General features: G+C 37.8%; 16 protein-coding genes. 10 read left to right on the top strand and 6 right to left on the bottom strand.

Annotated elements, in window-relative coordinates; genetic code table 11:
* Positions 1 to 92: 92 nt before the first annotated feature.
* From VB713_RS03745 to VB713_RS03735, 3 genes are all read right to left on the bottom strand, one after another.
* The gene (locus VB713_RS03745; protein WP_323310242.1) at positions 93 to 1,133 is read right to left on the bottom strand and encodes an isochorismatase; all 1,041 of its coding nucleotides are present in this window, start codon (positions 1,131 to 1,133) and stop codon (positions 93 to 95) included.
* Between the two features lie 70 nt (positions 1,134 to 1,203).
* Positions 1,204 to 1,698 carry a GNAT family N-acetyltransferase gene (locus VB713_RS03740; protein WP_323310241.1) on the bottom strand — a complete coding sequence of 165 codons (495 nt, stop codon included), beginning with the start codon at positions 1,696 to 1,698 and terminating at the stop codon, positions 1,204 to 1,206.
* A complete protein-coding gene (locus VB713_RS03735; protein ID WP_323310240.1) occupies positions 1,685 to 1,975 on the bottom strand; it encodes a DUF1778 domain-containing protein in 291 nt (96 codons plus the stop codon). The genes VB713_RS03740 and VB713_RS03735 overlap by 14 nt, the downstream gene beginning before the upstream one ends.
* A gap of 317 nt (positions 1,976 to 2,292) precedes the next feature.
* Between VB713_RS03735 and VB713_RS03730 the strand changes: the two genes are divergently transcribed.
* From VB713_RS03730 to ctpC, 3 genes are all read left to right on the top strand, one after another.
* Positions 2,293 to 3,219 carry a hypothetical protein gene (locus tag VB713_RS03730; RefSeq protein WP_323310239.1) on the top strand — a complete coding sequence of 309 codons (927 nt, stop codon included), beginning with the start codon at positions 2,293 to 2,295 and terminating at the stop codon, positions 3,217 to 3,219.
* A gap of 138 nt (positions 3,220 to 3,357) precedes the next feature.
* Positions 3,358 to 4,584, top strand: a complete 1,227-nt coding sequence (ispG, locus tag VB713_RS03725; RefSeq protein ID WP_323310238.1) for a (E)-4-hydroxy-3-methylbut-2-enyl-diphosphate synthase — start codon at positions 3,358 to 3,360, stop codon at positions 4,582 to 4,584.
* Between the two features lie 132 nt (positions 4,585 to 4,716).
* Positions 4,717 to 6,000, top strand: coding sequence for a carboxyl-terminal processing protease CtpC (gene ctpC, locus VB713_RS03720; protein WP_323310237.1), 1,284 nt, complete (start codon positions 4,717 to 4,719; stop codon positions 5,998 to 6,000).
* Positions 6,001 to 6,033: 33 nt separating this feature from the next.
* On the opposite strand, the gene VB713_RS03715 is transcribed toward ctpC, so the two are convergent.
* Together VB713_RS03715 and VB713_RS03710 are read right to left on the bottom strand one after the other, a co-directional pair.
* Positions 6,034 to 6,225: a DDE transposase family protein gene (locus VB713_RS03715; RefSeq protein WP_323310236.1), complete on the bottom strand. Its 192-nt coding sequence runs from the start codon at positions 6,223 to 6,225 to the stop codon at positions 6,034 to 6,036.
* A gap of 515 nt (positions 6,226 to 6,740) precedes the next feature.
* Positions 6,741 to 6,905 carry a hypothetical protein gene (locus VB713_RS03710; protein WP_416242407.1) on the bottom strand — a complete coding sequence of 55 codons (165 nt, stop codon included), beginning with the start codon at positions 6,903 to 6,905 and terminating at the stop codon, positions 6,741 to 6,743.
* An 84-nt stretch (positions 6,906 to 6,989) separates the two neighbouring features.
* On the opposite strand from VB713_RS03710, the gene VB713_RS03705 reads away from it, so the two are divergent.
* Positions 6,990 to 7,994 (top strand): tetratricopeptide repeat protein, encoded by a 1,005-nt coding sequence (locus tag VB713_RS03705; protein ID WP_323310235.1) that lies wholly within the window; start codon positions 6,990 to 6,992, stop codon positions 7,992 to 7,994.
* Between the two features lie 81 nt (positions 7,995 to 8,075).
* A complete protein-coding gene (locus VB713_RS03700; protein ID WP_323310234.1) occupies positions 8,076 to 8,630 on the top strand; it encodes a phosphate-starvation-inducible PsiE family protein in 555 nt (184 codons plus the stop codon).
* Between the two features lie 214 nt (positions 8,631 to 8,844).
* Here VB713_RS03700 and VB713_RS03695 read toward each other — a convergent pair whose 3' ends face one another.
* Positions 8,845 to 10,014, bottom strand: coding sequence for a cysteine desulfurase family protein (locus tag VB713_RS03695; RefSeq protein WP_323310233.1), 1,170 nt, complete (start codon positions 10,012 to 10,014; stop codon positions 8,845 to 8,847).
* A gap of 262 nt (positions 10,015 to 10,276) precedes the next feature.
* Between VB713_RS03695 and VB713_RS03690 the strand changes: the two genes are divergently transcribed.
* From VB713_RS03690 to VB713_RS03670, 5 genes are all read left to right on the top strand, one after another.
* Positions 10,277 to 11,908, top strand: coding sequence for a DUF655 domain-containing protein (locus VB713_RS03690; protein ID WP_323310232.1), 1,632 nt, complete (start codon positions 10,277 to 10,279; stop codon positions 11,906 to 11,908).
* Positions 11,909 to 11,930: 22 nt separating this feature from the next.
* Positions 11,931 to 12,503: a GNAT family N-acetyltransferase gene (locus VB713_RS03685; RefSeq protein ID WP_323310231.1), complete on the top strand. Its 573-nt coding sequence runs from the start codon at positions 11,931 to 11,933 to the stop codon at positions 12,501 to 12,503.
* 41 nt (positions 12,504 to 12,544) lie between these two features.
* Complete coding sequence (locus VB713_RS03680; protein ID WP_323310230.1) at positions 12,545 to 13,735, top strand: NAD(P)/FAD-dependent oxidoreductase; 1,191 nt, start codon at positions 12,545 to 12,547, stop codon at positions 13,733 to 13,735.
* A gap of 585 nt (positions 13,736 to 14,320) precedes the next feature.
* Complete coding sequence (locus VB713_RS03675; protein WP_323310229.1) at positions 14,321 to 14,965, top strand: HAD family hydrolase; 645 nt, start codon at positions 14,321 to 14,323, stop codon at positions 14,963 to 14,965.
* A gap of 33 nt (positions 14,966 to 14,998) precedes the next feature.
* Positions 14,999 to 17,836, top strand: coding sequence for an NACHT domain-containing protein (locus VB713_RS03670; protein WP_323310228.1), 2,838 nt, complete (start codon positions 14,999 to 15,001; stop codon positions 17,834 to 17,836).

Raw genomic sequence — 17,836 nt, 5'->3', positions numbered from 1 at the left:
ACTGGGGACTGGGGACTGGGGACTGGGGACTGGGGACTGGGGACTGGGGACTGGGTAAAAGGTTTTCCCAATTACCAATTACCAATTACCAATTACCAATTACCAATTACCAATTCTTCAGTTGATTTAATAACGTGCATTCCTGCTTCAGCAAATCTGGAAAATGCTGCATTAGCTGATTCTGTATAGTCAACTACACCCGGAACCACAACAGGAGAAGTGCAATCTTCAAGTATATAGATTTTATTTGTTAGGGTGCTATCTACCTGATTAATTTCAGTTAATAAATCATCAATTGTCCACGCAACACAATGACTTTTAGCTTGTCCACCGATAATCACCGCATCATATTCTAAAAGTTGTTTAATTAAACTTGTATTTTTTTGAGCAATTGGCTTTTCGTCAAATCCAGTTAAAACTTCTGGACGTAAAATAGAATAATTCTCTGTTAAAGGGTTTTCACCTTTTAATTCAAATTGAGTTTGACTTTGACGAGCGATACTATGAAAAAATACCGCTTCTTCTACCGATGAAACCAAAGCATGACCAATTCCCCCTAACATAGAATGATAAGGCCAAACTGTCAGCGGGTATTTCCCATCTTGGCTAAGTTGTTTCACATAATGAAAAGCTTGTTTTTTTAATAACTCATAATCGCCATTTGTCACACTATTAGCAACTGCTGGGTTAACTTGCCAAATTCCCTTTTCTATATCTGCGGGTGCAATGTTTGTTGCTGCTGGTGTCGGGTGTTTTCCATCTGCATTTATCCAAAAAATAGGATGAAATATTTGCATCGCTGAGTGAGTATCCAGCGTAGGAACAATTTTTGTAATTACCCCCAAGTTGCGATAAATGAATTCACACAATCTTTTATTATCATCAACTGCACCAGTTCCAGTTTGTCCACCTACATATAATTCAAAATCAGGGATACAAAATGTGTTTTGGACATCTATTAATAATAGACAAATGCGGTCTTTATCTGTAGAAGCTGGTTGGATATTTTGTTGTTTTGCAAATACTTCTGCTTCATCAGCGCGTTGTTGGTAAGGTACGCGGTATACTTCACAGACTTTTGAGGGGTTGAAATGTGGGGGTATGGAGAGTTGGTTTGGGTTTTGGGTGTTCATGATTTAGTTTTAAGCTTAGTTTTTATAGCTGCGAAAAATTGTAATTTTAAAATGACACTGTTTTTCATTTTCAAAATAGTTGTTTAACAGTTTCCAGAGGTAAAAACATTTCTAAAGGAACATCGACGAGACTAATAAAACCATAACGTTGATAATAAGTTTGAGCTTTTTCGTCTTTAGCATCAACAAATAGACCAATTACTCCTGCATTATCAGCAATTACCAAAGCTCGTTTCATTGCCTCAATCATCAGAATTTCACCTATTCCTTGCCCTTGCACGTCTTGAGAAACAGCTAAACGAGCAAGTTTGACACCAGGAACTTTTGTAGGGTATTTTTTAGCAAGCTGCGGTGGTAACTTTTCGGTTGTTACCTCACAAATAGACAAAGTAAAAAAACCAATAATGGTTTTAGAGTTTTCTGTTTCAACTAAAACAAAAGTTCGAGAAATCCCTTTTTGAATATGCTGACGTGCAGTGCGTATCAGAAATTGGTTTAGTATCTCATTACCACAATTAAAACTTTCGCGGTTATGGGATTTATGCAGAAGCTCAATGATTTTCACGGAAAAATTCTTGATGTTTAACAGCGGCAGCTTTTAAAGCTGAATTAGGTTCAGGAGGATTTTCAATTAGGCTAAAAACTGTATCAGCATCTTGTTCGGATAAGTTAATTACCCGTTCTGCTTCTAGAATTTTGTGAGCTTCTTTGAGGGCTGACTGAACCAAAAATTGGTTTAAAGTCGCTCCAGATAGGGCTGCTGCTTGTTCCAAAGTTTCCTTTACCTGAGAGGAAATCCTTGCTGTCACCCTTGCATCATTAACAGAAGAAGTGGAAGACATAGCTGATTTTGAATGTGTGTGAAATTTAATTTTAACACTATGGTGTCATTTTGTCACCATAGTGTTAAAAGGTGATTTCGATCAGGAGTAATAAGAACTTAATATGCAACAGTGATTTGCTATGTATTTATATTATACTAAGTATAATAGAGAGATCGCAATATAATTGAAAACTATTTCGATCCCTTATAATAGCACTTCACATAAATTTAGAGAAAAGATAATGTTCCCGGATACTCCTATTTTAGATCCTGCATTGGACGAATTTAAGCGGCTCCCATTTTCTCAACGAATTGCTGAAGTAATAGCATCACGACATGACTCAAGCAGCATTGTATTTGGAATCTATGGAACCACCAAGAGTTGCCCAAAGGTATGCTAATATAATCACTTTCTCTATTCCACTTCTTAAAGGAGAAGTAAATATAGTTGATTTGTTACTTATTGAAGGGGTAAAAGCTTTCTATCCTAAGCTGTATAACTCTATAAAAGAAAAATCAAGTTATTTTCTTGGCACAATTTTGGATCAAGGTGCAGACTTTGAACAAATCAAAAAGCTAATAATTGACTTGATAGATCAGAGTATTTCTGATTTAAGTCAAGAATCTCAAATATGTGCCAAGAATTTACTAAAGGAATTATTTCCTCGATTGACCGGGATACTAGGAACTATTCATCATGGGCAAGACTGGCAAAAGACATGGACTGAAGAAAAACGTATAGCATCATCTCGTTATTTCCAAAGATATTTTGCATACAGTATTGCTGAAGACGATATTTCAGATCAAAGCCTGATAAAGTTTCTGAATCAACTAAATACAGCTAGTGTCTCCAACATCATTCTTGAAATTAAGAAGCTCACAAATGAGCAAAATTCAAGTATAGATTCGTTTCTTGCTGAAATGTTTAGAAAACTTGATAAACTATCATCATCAGCCTCTCACAACTTGGCTTTAGCTTTAGCTCAAATGGGAGATTACTTCCCAAAACCTGAAACACTTTATTCTTTTGACACAGTTTTTACTAAAGCTGGAATTTTAGTTAGCAGTTTAATTACAAGACTTGATACATCAGATGAAAAGCTTGAATTATGTAGAGAAGTTCTTCAAGCTGCTAAACCTGTCTCTTTCGCAACTGAATGCTTCAGATGGATACGTGCAACTCAAAAAGATAATCAACAAGAAGATAAGGAAGATTTATTTTCTGAGTCAGTGCGATCGCATTTCTTCTCATCGCTACCCTAAACACTCACCGTAAGTATCGCCAATTTCTCAATTTTTTCCCCGATCAATCCCCCAAAATAGCCCCAACTATGGCAATCTGAGAAGCAGAACCCCTTGCAATCTGATATTTTAGCTACAGAAAATCTACCTATTTAGATTATGCAAACTCTGCCGACTCTGGAAACTATCAACACCACATCCACTGAACCTGCCTTTGATACCACCATCAAACGCCGCAAAACCCGTCCTGTAAAGGTGGGAGATGTCACCATTGGGGGAGGCTACCCCGTTGTGGTGCAGTCTATGATTAATGAAGACACCTTAGATATTGATGGTTCTGTAGCCGGTATTCGTCGTCTCCATGAAATAGGCTGCGAAATTGTCCGCGTTACAGTTCCCAGTCTAGGACACGCCAAAGCGTTGGCGGAAATTAAACAGAAATTAATTAAAACTTACCGTGATGTGCCAATTGTCGCCGACGTACATCACAACGGGATGAAAATCGCCTTGGAAGTCGCCAAACATATCGAAAAGGTGCGAATTAATCCAGGATTGTATGTATTTGAAAAACCTAATACCACTAGAACCGAATATACCCCAACTGAATTTAACGAAATTGGTGAAAAAATCCGCGAAACCTTAGCACCTCTGGTAATTTCCTTGCGAGATCAAGGTAAATCAATGCGAATTGGGGTAAATCACGGTTCTCTAGCTGAAAGAATGCTATTTACCTACGGTGACACCCCCGAAGGAATGGTGGAATCAGCTATAGAATTTATTCGTATTTGTGAATCTTTGGACTTTCATAACTTGGTAATTTCCATGAAAGCCTCACGGGTTCCGGTGATGATAGCTGCTTATCGTTTAATGGCCAAGCGTATGGACGACTTGGGTATGGACTATCCTTTACACCTGGGCGTAACAGAAGCAGGTGATGGGGAATATGGCAGAATTAAATCTACAGCCGGAATTGCCACACTATTAGCTGATGGTATTGGTGATACAATTCGCGTTTCTTTAACAGAAGCACCAGAAAAAGAAATTCCTGTCTGTTACAGCATTCTGCAAGCTTTAGGTTTGCGGAAAACAATGGTTGAGTATGTCGCTTGTCCTTCTTGCGGAAGAACTCTATTTAATCTAGAAGAAGTGCTACACACAGTCAGAGAAGCTACCAAACATTTAACAGGCTTAGATATTGCCGTAATGGGTTGTATTGTCAATGGACCCGGAGAAATGGCTGATGCTGACTATGGCTATGTCGGTAAAACTCCCGGTTACATTTCTTTATATCGTGGCAGAGAAGAAATTAAAAAAGTTCCCGAAAATCAAGGTGTAGAGGAGTTAATCAACCTCATTAAAGCAGATGACCGTTGGGTAGATCCTTAAAAGGACTGGGAACTAGGAAGAGGTTATAGATAATTCTCCCCCTGCTTCCCCTACCTTCTGCCTCCAATTACCAATCCCTGTGTTAGATTGGGCATACTGACTATAAATTTTCCCTCTGACACAGCTGTCATTATGGTGATTACAAAAAGTAGGCTTATTTTAGGTGCTACGGCAGTGACGCTTTCTACAATTGCGGTTACTGGTCTTGGTATTCATTCTCGTGGTCAGGCTTTATTTAAAGCAAGTCCCAAGGAATTGATAGATGAAGTTTGGCAGATTGTTCATCGCCAGTATGTAGACGGCACTTTTAATCAGGTAGATTGGCAGGCTGTTCGTAAGGAATATTTAAGCAAGTCCTACACTAATCAAGAGGAAGCTTATAAGTCCATCCGGGAAATGCTTCAGAAGCTTGAAGACCCTTACACCCGGTTTATGAACCCAGTGGAATTCAAGAGTATGCAGGTTGATACTTCTGGAGAACTCACAGGTATTGGTATCACGATTAGCCAAGATGAAAAAACTAAACAATTGGTTGTGATTGCTCCAATTGAAGATACACCTGCCTTCAAAGCAGGGATTCTGGCTAAGGATATCATTCTGGATATTGATGGCAAAAGCACTACAGGGATGGACACTAACCAGGCTGTATCCTTAATTCGTGGTGAACCAGGAAAGCCTGTTAAGCTAACAATTCAGCGTAATGGCCAGAAAAAACAGTTTAATATCACACGAGCGCGAATTGAAATTCATCCAGTTAAGTATTCTGAGAAGCAAACTCCCGCTGGTAATCTTGGCTACATTCGCCTGAATCAATTCAGCGCCAATGCTGGTAAGGAAATGAAAGAGGCAATTACTAAGTTAGAAGCTAAAAAAGTATCTGGCTATATTTTGGATTTGCGTGGCAACCCTGGCGGTTTATTATTCTCCAGTGTAGACATTGCCCGGATGTGGTTAGATAGGGGAATAATTGTTTCTACTATTGACCGTCAAGGTGAGCAAGAACGGGAAATAGCCAGGGGACGTGCTTTGACAACGAAACCATTGGTGGTTTTGGTGGATAAGGGTTCTGCTAGTGCTAGTGAGATTCTATCAGGCGCGTTGCAGGATAATAAGCGTGCTGTTATTGTGGGTTCACAAACCTTTGGTAAGGGTTTAGTGCAATCTGTACGGCCTTTGGAAGATGGTTCAGGATTAGCAGTCACAATTGCCAAATATCACACCCCCAGCGGTAAAGATATTAACAAGCATGGTATTGATCCAGATGTAGTCATAGATTTAACCGATGCCCAAAAAGAAAATTTATGGTTGCGGGAACGGGATAAATTAGCTACTTTAGAAGACCCTCAATTTGCCAAAGCGGTGGAAATTTTGGGTAAAAAAGCTGCTCAAAATACTACGACAACAAAAAATAATTAAATTCAAAATCTCAAATCTCAAAGAAATCTAAAATTAAACGGGTTGGCATTTTCCAGCCCTAATTAACCCTACACGCCGAGCTAAAGATTCTTCTTCTGAATTAAAAGGTCCCCACTTCTCGATTATTTCTGGGTTATTGTCCTCAAATTGTGGGCTGGGGATGATTTCGCATTTTTCAGATTTGCGCTTGACAATATACCAAGTTTGTGGGTTTTGTTCAGTCATTTGAAAGTTTTGATTTGTATTTGACTTACTATAAATGCAAGATAATAATGCAATTATTATACTGCCAACGGGTGAAATCTGGACTTATGTCATTCTCAGGATTTTGATTAATGTCAGACTCCATTTATTCACAACCAATGTCATGTCGGAGTATTTGTAAAGACTGTGCTTTTTTTATGCAGATGAAATGCACCCACCCTGATGAATTTGAGGTTAATTGTGTTACTGTTATTTTTTGTAATTCCTTTACTCCAGCGGTAGAAGTTGACAGTCCTTGTGTGATTTTTGGTAATGATGATTAATATTAATTATGTCTAAAGAAGATAAAATAACTACTAAACAATACCTTGTCCATTTTCTGTAGGTTGGGTTAAGCGACAGCGCAACCCAACGCATTTGTTGGGTTTCATGCTTCAACCCAACCTACAAATCAAGGTTTTTTCCAATTTGGACAAGGTATTGCTAAAGGTAGAACCTTCCTGATAGCATTCCCAGTCAGAGACTGGGAACGAGGTTTAACTATTTCCGCTATTATTACCATTAGTGAGAATGCGTTCAGCCAGCTTTTCTGGTACTTCTTGGAGATGAATCTTCCAATGGAAAGAACCAACGCCTAATGTGAGCGATCGCAATTCTACAATAAAATTCTGCATTTCCGCTTGAGGTATACCCGTCTGCATTGCTAATCTTGCAGCTTGTTTAAAAGCCGCCGGGATGATATTGATATAATTTGTTTGTCACAATATTTTCTATCTAGTAAATGTATGACATTATCATTAAAACAATATTCTCTAATTGGAATTGTCAGTTTGCTGGTACTAAATGTAAATATTAGTCCAGTTATTTCAACTTCTCCCCCAGTCAATTCAACTCAATTGAATATAAAACCTCTTTCCTACAAGGAGAAAGGTGGCTGGAGGATTAGGTCTTTTTTAGCTCAAACTACCCGTCAAGCGGCGTTAGACTGGTTAAATCGAGGCTTACAGGCGATTCAAGGGGGAAATATGCAAGATGCAATTACCGCTTTTCGTCAAGCAATTCAAGTAGATCCGACGTTAGCACCGGCGCACTATAATTTAGGGTTAGCACTGCGACAAGCTGGACAACTGCAACCAGCAGCAGATGCATTTTATCAAGCGACGCAAGCAGATCCGCAATTTGCTCCGGCTTTTGCTAATCTAGGAGGTGCGTTGTTAGAAGGGAATAATTTACAGTTAGCAGTTGATTATTTGCAACGATCGCTACAGCTAGATCCGCAACTGGGCTTTGCCCATTATAACTTGGGATTGGTGAAAGAACTGCAAAAGGACTGGGTGAGTGCGATCGCATCTTTTCAAAAAGCTATCACATATAGTCAGAATTCTCCAGAACCAGCCTACCATTTAGGGATGTCTTATTTGCAACAGGGTAAAGTTCAATTAGCAAAGGAAGCCTTTAGCAAGGCAATAGCCATAAATCCCAGATATGCAGAGGCTCATTACAATCTTGGTTCAATTTTGTTTAATCAGGGCAAATTTAATGAAGCATTAGCAGCTTTTAGAAAATCAGCCGAAGTAAATTCCAATTATGCAGATCCCTACTATGGTGCAGGATTAGTTTTTATACAATTAAAGCAATATTCAGAAGCAGTGAAAGTATTCCAATATGCCAGAGATTTATATAAAAATCAGAGTAATTCCCAATGGGCGATAAATGCTGAACAATTGTTAATACAAGCACAAAACTTCAATAACAATTTAAATAACAATTTAAATAACAACCCACGCTGAGGCGTAAACCATTAATGTTACGTAAAAATAAGTTAATTGGGTGAACTGGCTGGTGTGGTCTGAATCCCAATAGGAATGAAAATGTATACGCAGAAACGCTTCAAGAGTCGATTTTTATTTTTTGACCGCTGGTTAGATCGTCATGCAATTGTTCGTAACATGGAGGCCTTCCAAGACTTAATTGTCATTTTCCTCTGTTTATCCTTGTTTGCAGTCATGTTAGTACAATTGTGGGGGATATTTGTTTCTCTCAGTCAGTCACTAGACTACAAACTAGTAACAGCTAAAATGTTATTTGTGTTGATTCTAGTTGAGTTATTTCGACTACTCATGGTTTACTTACAAGAGCATAGTATTGCTGTTGGTGTAGCAGTCGAAGTAACAATTGTTTCTGTTCTCAGAGAGGTAGTTGTTCACGGTGCGCTAGAAATTTCTGGAATACAGACAGCAGCAATTTGTGGCTTATTGTTGATGTTGGGTGGACTATTATTAGTGTGCGCGAAAACACCACATATGGATTGCATGAGTGCTAATACAAAGTTTTGCCCGATTGTGCATCAAGGACGTAGAGAACAGGAAAATGAACTAGAATTTCGATATTCACGAACCGGTGACGAAAACCAACCTCCTGCATAAATAAGCCAACAGACATCATTCTCTGGCTAGATAAACCAAGCCATAAAAGTAGCAAGTGGGAATTATAAATGCTTGAGGCTGCAATAGCAGCCTTGATATTTTTCCCTCAGCTTTTAGGTAGATGAATGACTATTGTAGAGTGAGTATAAATTAATTATAAATTTTAAAAAGGGTAAATTTATGACTACTGGTAATAGGCAATCTCAACAACCTATTAGTAATATTTAGATGGGTATAAATCCTGTGTTAGTCTTTGTAAAACCTGTTTTAAAACCATCGCAGTCCAATCAATATCTGCTACTGTTGTTTGTTTTCCTAAAGTTAATCTAATTCCTCCCAAAGCTGCTGTTTGAGAATAACCCATTGCTAATAAAATCGGACTAGGATTTAATTTTCCACTATTGCAAGCAGCACCTGCACTAATCCCAATTCCGGCTAAATTTAACTGACGTACCAATGTTTTACCGCTGATTTTTTTTCCGTCGGCATATTCTAAATAAAAACTGAGATGATGGGGTAGGCGGTGAATTCTGTCACCGGTGGGAATTAGACCGGGAACATCTGCTAAATTAGTGAACAAGCGATCGCGCAAAAGTATCAATCTCCCTGTTTCTGTCTCTAACTCCTGTGCCGCTAACTCCGCAGCCACCCCAAACGCTGCAATAGCGGGTGTTGCTTGAGTCCCTGAACGCATTCCAGCCTCCTGTCCACCTCCACCCAGCAACGGCTTTAATTCCACTCCTGGACGCACATATAACGCCCCCGCACCCAAAGCACCATATAATTTATGACTAGATAAACTCAATAAATCTATAGGTAAAGTCTGCACATCTATAGGTAAACGTCCAGCAACTTGCACTGCATCTGTATGGAACAAAGCACCATGTGTTTTAGTTATTTTCCCCAATTCTGCAATAGGTTGGACAGTTCCAACTTCACTTTGTCCATAAATCACAGATACCAACACGGTGTTATGTCGCAAAGCTGCTTTTAAATCTTCAGGGTTGACTCTTCCTTGATGATTTACACCTAAACGGGTAACTTCCCAACCCCAATTTTCCAACATTTTCGCCGGTTCAGAAATAGCCGAATGTTCTACAGTGGAAATGATGATATGTTGGGGGACTGGATAACATCGCGCTACCCCCATAATCGCTAAATTGTCTGCTTCCGTTCCCCCAGAAGTGAAAATAATAGATTCGGGAACAGCGTTAATTAAACCCGCAACTTGCATTCTGGCTGTTTCTACAACCAATGCAGCCCGGTTGCCCCATTCGTGTAAACTAGAAGGATTACCCCATTCTTGAGTTAAAATTGTTTGGATGAGAGCGATCGCTTCTGGACGAGTGGGAGTAGTAGCACTGTAATCTAGATATATTTGCATAAAATCAACAATTGAGTGGGATAACACACTGGTTAAATATTGCCGAAATGTCAGAAGTCAGGAGTCAGGAGTCAAGGAGTCAGGAGTCAGGAGTCAAGGAGTCAGGAGGAAGAATATTTTTCTCTTCTGTTCCCTGCTATATCAAATATTTTGTATCCTGAATCCTTACGCCGAAATTATTAAGTATGAGTACTTTGTTAGACATACACCCTTTGGGGAATAATAAATAAGTTAACCTTTCATTCACTCTTAACAGCTTACCGTGTCTATTTTCCCTCACCAAAGATATCTATCTTATATCTTTTCATTACTTTTTACTCTTATCGGTTGCCAAAAAGTCCAGTCTTCAAATCAGCTTTTAGCACCACTACCCCAAGATCCTTTAATTCAAGTTTACTTCAATCATTCTCAATCATCTGAATATCCAGAAACTTATCGACAACAAACCCGCTTAGGGGATGATTTAGAAAAACAGATTGTAGATGTTATATCCCAAGCGAAATATACTATAGATATAGCAGTACAAGAATTGCGTTTACCCAAAATTGCCCAAGCATTAGCAGAAAAACAAAAATCTGGGGTGAAAGTCAGGATAATTTTAGAAAATAACTATTCTCGTCCTTGGAGTAGTTTAACAGCAACTGAAGTCCAGAAACTAGAAAAAAGGGAACAAGAACGATATCAAGAATTTCGGAAATTTGCTGATATCAACCAAGACAATCAAATTACACCAGAGGAAATTAATCAACGAGATGCCTTAGCAATTATCCAGAATAATCAAATTCCCTGGATAGATGATACCGCTGATGGTTCAAAAGGTAGCAGTTTAATGCACCATAAATTTGTAGTTGTTGATAATCGGTTTGTGATTATTACTTCCGCAAATTTCACCTTAAGTGACACTTCAGGCGATTTTAGTAATTCTAGCAGTTTAGGTAATGCCAATAACTTCTTGAAAATTGATAGTCCCGAATTAGCAACTTTATTTACAGAAGAGTTTAACATCATGTGGGGTGATGGGGTAGGAGGAAAACCAGATAGTAAATTTGGAATAAAAAAGCCTGTCCGTCTACCCAAAGAAATTACGTTAGGTGATACTAAAATTACCATACATTTTTCCCCTACTTCCTCAAGTCAGATTTGGAGTAATTCTAGTAATGGATTAATTGCTAAAACGTTAGCTGCCAGTACAAAAACTGTGGATATGGCATTATTTGTCTTTTCTGATCAGAAACTTGCCAATATTCTCGAAAATCGTCATGGCAAAAATGTAGAAATCCGCACTTTAATTGAACCTCAATTTGCCTATCGTTCCTATAGTGAAGCTTTAGATATGATGGGTTTATCTTTGAGTGATAACTGTAAATATGAAGTTGATAATCATCCTTGGAAAAATCCTATTTCTACAGTTGGAGTGCCAATTTTAGCAAAAGGCGATTTATTACATCATAAATTTGCACTCATTGATAACAAAACTGTAATTACAGGTTCACATAATTGGTCAGAGGCTGCTAATAACGGTAATGATGAAACTTTAGTAGTAATTGAAAATCCCACAGTTGCAGAGCATTATCAACGTGAATTCAACCGTCTTTATGCCAAAGTAAAACCAGGTTTACCACCAAATATTCAAGCTAAAATTGATGTAGAAGTAAAAAATTGCCCTCAAATTCAAACTCCTTCATCTCTTAAAAATGTAGGAACTACAACAGTCAATCTCAACACAGCAACCCAGTCAGAATTAGAAACCCTGCCAGGAGTAGGTAAGAAATTAGCCCAAAGGATAATTATTGCCCGTCAAAAACAAAAATTTACATCCTTGCAAGATATAGAAAAAGTACCAGGTATTAGTGCTAAAACCTTAGAAAAATGGCAAGAACGTGTAACTTGGTAATCTGAAAAAACAATAAATAAATATGCTAATTACCAAAGACGAAATCAAAATTCGTCCCATGCAAGATGATAAACATGACTATTTATTAATGGAGAAATGGCGTACAGATGAGCAAGTTTTAACATTTTATGGAGGAAGAGATTATCCTTATGATTTAAAAAAAATTATTGCCATATATAAACCCAGAATTTTAGGGAAAGAACGTCTTATCCCTTGTATATTCTCTTATCAAGATATAGATATCGGCTATTTACAATATTATTTAATCAATGATTTACCAGAACATATTCAACAAATGTATTCTCTGGAAGATACCAATAATGTCTATGCAATTGATTTATTTATTGGTGAAAATAAATATTGGAATCAGGGAATTGGGACAAAAGTGCTTGCTGCTGCTAGAGACTATATTTTTAAGGAACTAGAAGCTGTTAAAATTGTCATTGATCCCAATGTTAAAAATCCCCGTGCTGTTCGCTGCTATGAAAAATGTGGGTTTGTGAAGATTAAGCTATTACCCGGTCATGATCTGCATGAGGGCAAATATCAGGATTGTTGGTTGATGGCAATAGACCGCAATAAATCATTACACTAAGAGTAAATTACCTGGCTGGAATTTAGCTGCTTATAAAAACCATGACTGAACCAACTACAAGAATTTGTATACTAGGTGGTGGCTTTGGCGGACTTTACACCGCCCTGCGTTTAAGCCAACTACCTTGGGAAACTACAGCAAAACCTGAGATTATTTTAGTAGATCAGAGCGATCGCTTTCTTTTCTCTCCCTTCCTCTATGAACTCCTCACCGGCGAACTCCAAACCTGGGAAATTGCCCCACCATACCAAGAACTGCTGCAAAACACAGGTGTACGTTTTCATCAAGGAACCGTTTCCGAAATTGACATCGACAAGCAAAGGGTACAGTTACAAGATAGCCCCGGAATTTCCTATGACCGTTTAGTATTGGCTTTAGGTGGCGAAACCCCCCTAGATTTAGTTCCGGGTGCAGAAACCCATGCTTACCCCTTCCGTACCATCACAGATGCTTATCATCTCGAAGAACGCCTCCGAGTTTTAGAAGAATTAGATGCTGAAAAAATTCGTGTTGCGATCGTCGGTGCAGGTTACAGTGGCGTAGAATTAGCTTGTAAACTCGCAGATCGAATTGGCGAAAAAGGACGTTTTCGCCTCATAGAAATTAGCGATCAAATTTTGCGAACTTCCCCAGAATTTAACCGCGAAGCCGCCAAAAAAGCCCTAGATGCCAGAAGCGTTTTTATAGATTTAGAAACCAAAGTGGCATCAATAGGAGAAAAAACCATCTCCCTAGAGTATAAAAATCAAATAGACGAAATTCCCGTAGATTTGGTAATTTGGACAGTAGGCACAAGAGTATCCCCAGTGGTGAAAACCCTGCCCCTCAAGCAAAACCAGCGGGGACAAATCACCACCACCCCAACCCTACAAGTCCTAGAACATCCAGAAATTTTCGCCTTAGGAGATTTAGCAGACTGTCTTGATGCCGAAGGAAAGCAAGTACCCGCTACAGCACAAGTCGCCTTTCAACAAGCTGATTATACCGCTTGGAACATCTGGGCATCTCTAACAAATCGCCCTTTACTTCCCTTCCGCTATCAACAGTTAGGAGAAATGATGGCATTAGGAATAGACAACGCCACCCTCACCGGTTTAGGCATCAAACTAGACGGTTCTCTAGCATACGTAGCCCGTCGTCTAGCTTATCTATATCGTTTACCAACTTTAGATCATCAACTCAAAGTCGGTTTCAACTGGCTAGTACGTCCAATTATCGAAATTCTTTCTTAATAAAAAAGGTGCCAGATAACAGATAAACTGAGATTTTGTTATCTGTTTCCTATTCCTTATACTAAAAATTCTCAACACTCTAGAATTAAATTATACTAAAAACGGGTTAAAAGTGTCATTCTGTAGCTTGCTTCCCGCAGGGTACGAAGTGAAGAATCTCCGAGATACTTCCCTGCACTACGTTACGGTCAGTATGACATAAGTCCAAGTTTGACCCGTTTGCAGTATATCTGAGAGAGGAAACTAAATAAGGCTTGCTGTTCGCGGAGCGTGCCGTTAGGCATATAAAGCTGAAACGTCTATAAATTAAGAGATTTAGGGAGATAGAAGATGAAAAATGTGCAGAGAATAAGTTTGAAAACCATCAAAAACCGATCACTTTCCCAGATTCGAGACTATTCATACCTTCTGACTCCTGACTCCTGACTCCTGACTCCTACTCCTAGCCCTTACAAATAACTTTTATGGGTTACGCCGCGCTATCAGCAAACCCTAAATAATCATAAATCTGTTTTCAACAGTAACACTACCCAGGTTAAAATTCCTGTATGACACTGGTTTAGGGGTAAATGGCATTCTTGAATTATGAAAAAACCGAAAGTTATTTTTTTAGATGCTGTAGGTACACTCTTTGGTGTCAAAGGCAGTGTAGGCATAATTTATAGTCAAATAGCCCAAGACTTTGGCGTTGTGGTTCCCCACGAAACCTTGAATAAACAATTTTTTAAAAGCTTTAAAGCAGCACCACCACCGATATTTCTGGATGCAGATATTAAAGATATTCCCCAAAGAGAGTTTGATTGGTGGCGGACGATCGCCCTGAATACCTTTGAAGGTGCAGGTGTTCTCCAGGAATTTAACGACTTTTCAGCTTTTTTCAGCGAACTTTATATTTACTTTGGTACTGCTGAACCTTGGTTTGTCTATCCAGATGTACCTTTAGCTTTGGTAAATTGGCGACGATTGGGAGTTGAATTGGGTGTATTGTCTAATTTCGATTCCCGTTTGTACTCAGTCCTAGAAAATTTGGGACTCAAAGACTATTTCCAATCTATTACCATTTCAACCCAAGTCCGTACAGCTAAACCAGATCCGCAAATTTTTGACATCGCCTTGCAAAACCATAACTGTTCACCAGAGGAAGCATGGCACATTGGTGATAGTATAATAGATGACTATCATGGTGCTAGAAGTGCTGGTATGAGAGGTATTTGGATTAACCGCCAGTAAGGAAATAGAACAACCTTAAATTCTGGAATTTTTATGAAAAAGAACTTATCACAAATTTGGCAACAGTTTCAGCAATCTTTTTCGGTAGAAGAAAATTTAAATACGACAATAGAAACTGGTAAAACAGTTATAGAAGCAACACAAACCATTCAAAATCAAGATGCTAGTATAGAAACTTTAAAATCTGTACTACAAAATTCATCTTCATTATTAGATGTGCTTTATTTACCTTTAGCACAAATAATAGATTCGGAATTTTCTTTCCTATCTTTGGGTGTTGCTTTACTGAAGTTTTACAGTGAGATATCTTCAGTAAATCTGACGTTAGAAGACTGTGTATCTATAATCAGTCAAGTAGCTTATTTAGAAAGTACCAAAGAAATTTTATCTTTATATCCCGCGATAACTTGGGATACTAATACTGATAATCTGGAAGAAGTTAGCAAAAAACTCCAAAATATTAATCATATTGAATTAGATTCTCAAACTGCTACAGATACAATTTCCTGTTTTCATGAATCCCAATTAGCAACAGCATTCAATCAAATATTATTAGCACGATTAATATCTCCAGATGTTACCAAATATTTAGCTAATCTTTTGACAAAAAGAATTGCTGCTAATACTCAGCGTTACATGATTCAAGCTTGGATTAATTTAGGTGATGTAATTGAAAATGTAATTCCTATAGATTTGATATATTGGCAGCAAGCACAAACAAATATTCACAGTATTGATGAATACTTAGAAAAGTATATTGCCTCCCCAGCTTTAGAAACAGTTTTTCAAGAAAGTTACTCATTTAAAGATATTTATATTCCTCTCCAGGCTAAATCTGGAAATGCAAATTCTGATCCTTTGGATTTAGAAACATGGACTAAGGGAATGCTTCTCAATCCCAATAAAGCAACACAATTAATATTAATTAAAGGTGAAACAGGCAGAGGTAAAAGTATATTTTCTAGAATATTTGCTAATTGGGTAAAAACACATCTTCATCCTCTTTGGACACCCATCGTTATTGATTTAAAAAATCTTAATTTTATTTCTATACAATTAGAGGATACTTTGAAGTTAGCCTTGCCATTTAATTTTAGTCAAGCTGATGATTGGTTAAACAATAATAATCATCGCTTTTTCTTTATTCTAGATGGCTTAGATGAGTTAAATTCTGATATAATCAGTCAAATAAATTTATCACAATTCATACAACAACTTGGCGCATTTCAGCAGAAATGTAAAAATAATGCTTTAATGGGTCATCGGGTGTTAATCACTAGTCATAAAAATGCTTTACAAGCTATTTCTAAGCTACCTGAAAATTTAGAGCAGGTAGAAATAATTGCTCTGAATGAAACCCTACAAGAGAAATGGCTACAAAAATGGGCAGCATTGCCAGTAAATCAAGGTAAAGATACAGATTTTCAGAAATTTTTACAACCAAAAAAACTCCCATCTTCATTACAAATATTAGCCCATGAACCGTTTTTACTGCATTTATTAGCAGCAATGTATAGAGATGGTCAGTTAACTGTTAATAAATTAGAGCGAGCAAAACAAAAAACAGCTAAGGCTTTTATTTATAATGAAGCTATTAATTGGTTTATTACTCAATATTTACATGACGATGATTTAAATTTGCAAAAAGTAATAAATTTTAAAGCTATTTTCACAGCAGTGGCAAATTGTGTTGTGCAGTCAGGAGGTAATTCTACCTCAATGTTAATGTTAGAAACCTATTTACAAGAGGATCAAAAAACTCAAGATATAATTGCCCAACAGGATGACCAATTCCTGAAAACAAGTTTAATTGCTTGTGGTGTTTTTTCAGATGAAGGTCGATTTGAATTTTTTCATAGAAGTTTTAGAGATTTTCTGTTTGCGGAACATTTCAAAGAGATGCTGATAGCTTGGACACAGAAAATAGAAGATACTCAAGAAACGGTTGTTAGTGAAACCGAGATGAATTGGCAAATTTATGATTTGCTAGGTTTTGGTAAAATCACAAGTGAAATTATTGAATTTTTGGGGCAATTGCTGATAGAAGTTCCCAATTTTGATTGGGTGATGCTGTTTAAGCGTTTAGAGAATTTTTATAATAACTGGTGTCAAAAGCAATTCATCAATGATTCAGAAAATAATTTACCTCAAATCAAGCTGCAACAATTACAAAGGTATGGAATTCATCACTTAAACCAAAATCAGGTTGATGTCTATACTGGTTTGAATCTGATGATTTTTTTGTTGGAGTTGCACCGCTATGCTCAAGAGCATGATGTACTGAAGGAAGACATTATTTTTTATCCATCTGGTCAACCGCAGAATGATTTTGACACTACCCAATTACTAGAGATTATTAACTATAGTCATTGCTTGTCAGGAGAAAATTTTAATCAAATAGTTGGGTCATTTCTGAGTGGTGCTAATTTGCGGGGTGCTGACCTTTCTGAGGTAGACTTTAGTGGTGCTAATCTCTCTCATGCAGACCTCAGCCGTGCTAACCTCAACTGTGCTAATTTCAGCCGGACTAACTGTAGTGGTGCGTACATGATTAGTGCTAATTTCAGCGAGGCATTATTTATTCATGCAAATTTGAATGAAGCAAACTTTATCCGTGCTAATTTAACTGGTGCAGACTTGAGTGGTGCTGACCTTAATTACGCAGATTTAAGCCTTGCAGATTTGAGTGGTGCTAATCTCAGCGGTGCTATCTTGGAAGATGCTAATTTGAGTGGTACTAAGTTGAGTAATGGCTTATTAGGTGATATTCGCTGGGATGAAAAAACAAATTGGAAAAATGCGGAAGGTTTAGAAATAGCAAAAAATCTGCCGGTAGAGTTAAAACAGCAATTAAAGATATTTGACTCCTGA

The organism is Anabaena cylindrica UHCC 0172 (assembly GCF_034931625.1).
Classification (GTDB): domain Bacteria; phylum Cyanobacteriota; class Cyanobacteriia; order Cyanobacteriales; family Nostocaceae; genus Anabaena; species Anabaena cylindrica_A.
Note: the sequence above shows the minus strand (reverse complement) of the source record. Positions and strands in the feature narration are given on the sequence as shown.

Coding starts and splice junctions, on each gene's coding strand:
- VB713_RS03745 (WP_323310242.1), bottom strand. CDS start 1,133: ATGAACACCCAAAACCCAAACCAACTCTCCATACCCCCACATTTCAAC.
- VB713_RS03735 (WP_323310240.1), bottom strand. CDS start 1,975: ATGTCTTCCACTTCTTCTGTTAATGATGCAAGGGTGACAGCAAGGATT.
- VB713_RS03730 (WP_323310239.1), top strand. CDS start 2,293: ATGACTCAAGCAGCATTGTATTTGGAATCTATGGAACCACCAAGAGTT.
- ispG (WP_323310238.1), top strand. CDS start 3,358: ATGCAAACTCTGCCGACTCTGGAAACTATCAACACCACATCCACTGAA.
- ctpC (WP_323310237.1), top strand. CDS start 4,717: ATGGTGATTACAAAAAGTAGGCTTATTTTAGGTGCTACGGCAGTGACG.
- VB713_RS03715 (WP_323310236.1), bottom strand. CDS start 6,225: ATGACTGAACAAAACCCACAAACTTGGTATATTGTCAAGCGCAAATCT.
- VB713_RS03710 (WP_416242407.1), bottom strand. CDS start 6,905: ATGCAGACGGGTATACCTCAAGCGGAAATGCAGAATTTTATTGTAGAA.
- VB713_RS03705 (WP_323310235.1), top strand. CDS start 6,990: ATGACATTATCATTAAAACAATATTCTCTAATTGGAATTGTCAGTTTG.
- VB713_RS03700 (WP_323310234.1), top strand. CDS start 8,076: ATGTATACGCAGAAACGCTTCAAGAGTCGATTTTTATTTTTTGACCGC.
- VB713_RS03695 (WP_323310233.1), bottom strand. CDS start 10,014: ATGCAAATATATCTAGATTACAGTGCTACTACTCCCACTCGTCCAGAA.
- VB713_RS03685 (WP_323310231.1), top strand. CDS start 11,931: ATGCTAATTACCAAAGACGAAATCAAAATTCGTCCCATGCAAGATGAT.
- VB713_RS03680 (WP_323310230.1), top strand. CDS start 12,545: ATGACTGAACCAACTACAAGAATTTGTATACTAGGTGGTGGCTTTGGC.
- VB713_RS03675 (WP_323310229.1), top strand. CDS start 14,321: ATGAAAAAACCGAAAGTTATTTTTTTAGATGCTGTAGGTACACTCTTT.
- VB713_RS03670 (WP_323310228.1), top strand. CDS start 14,999: ATGAAAAAGAACTTATCACAAATTTGGCAACAGTTTCAGCAATCTTTT.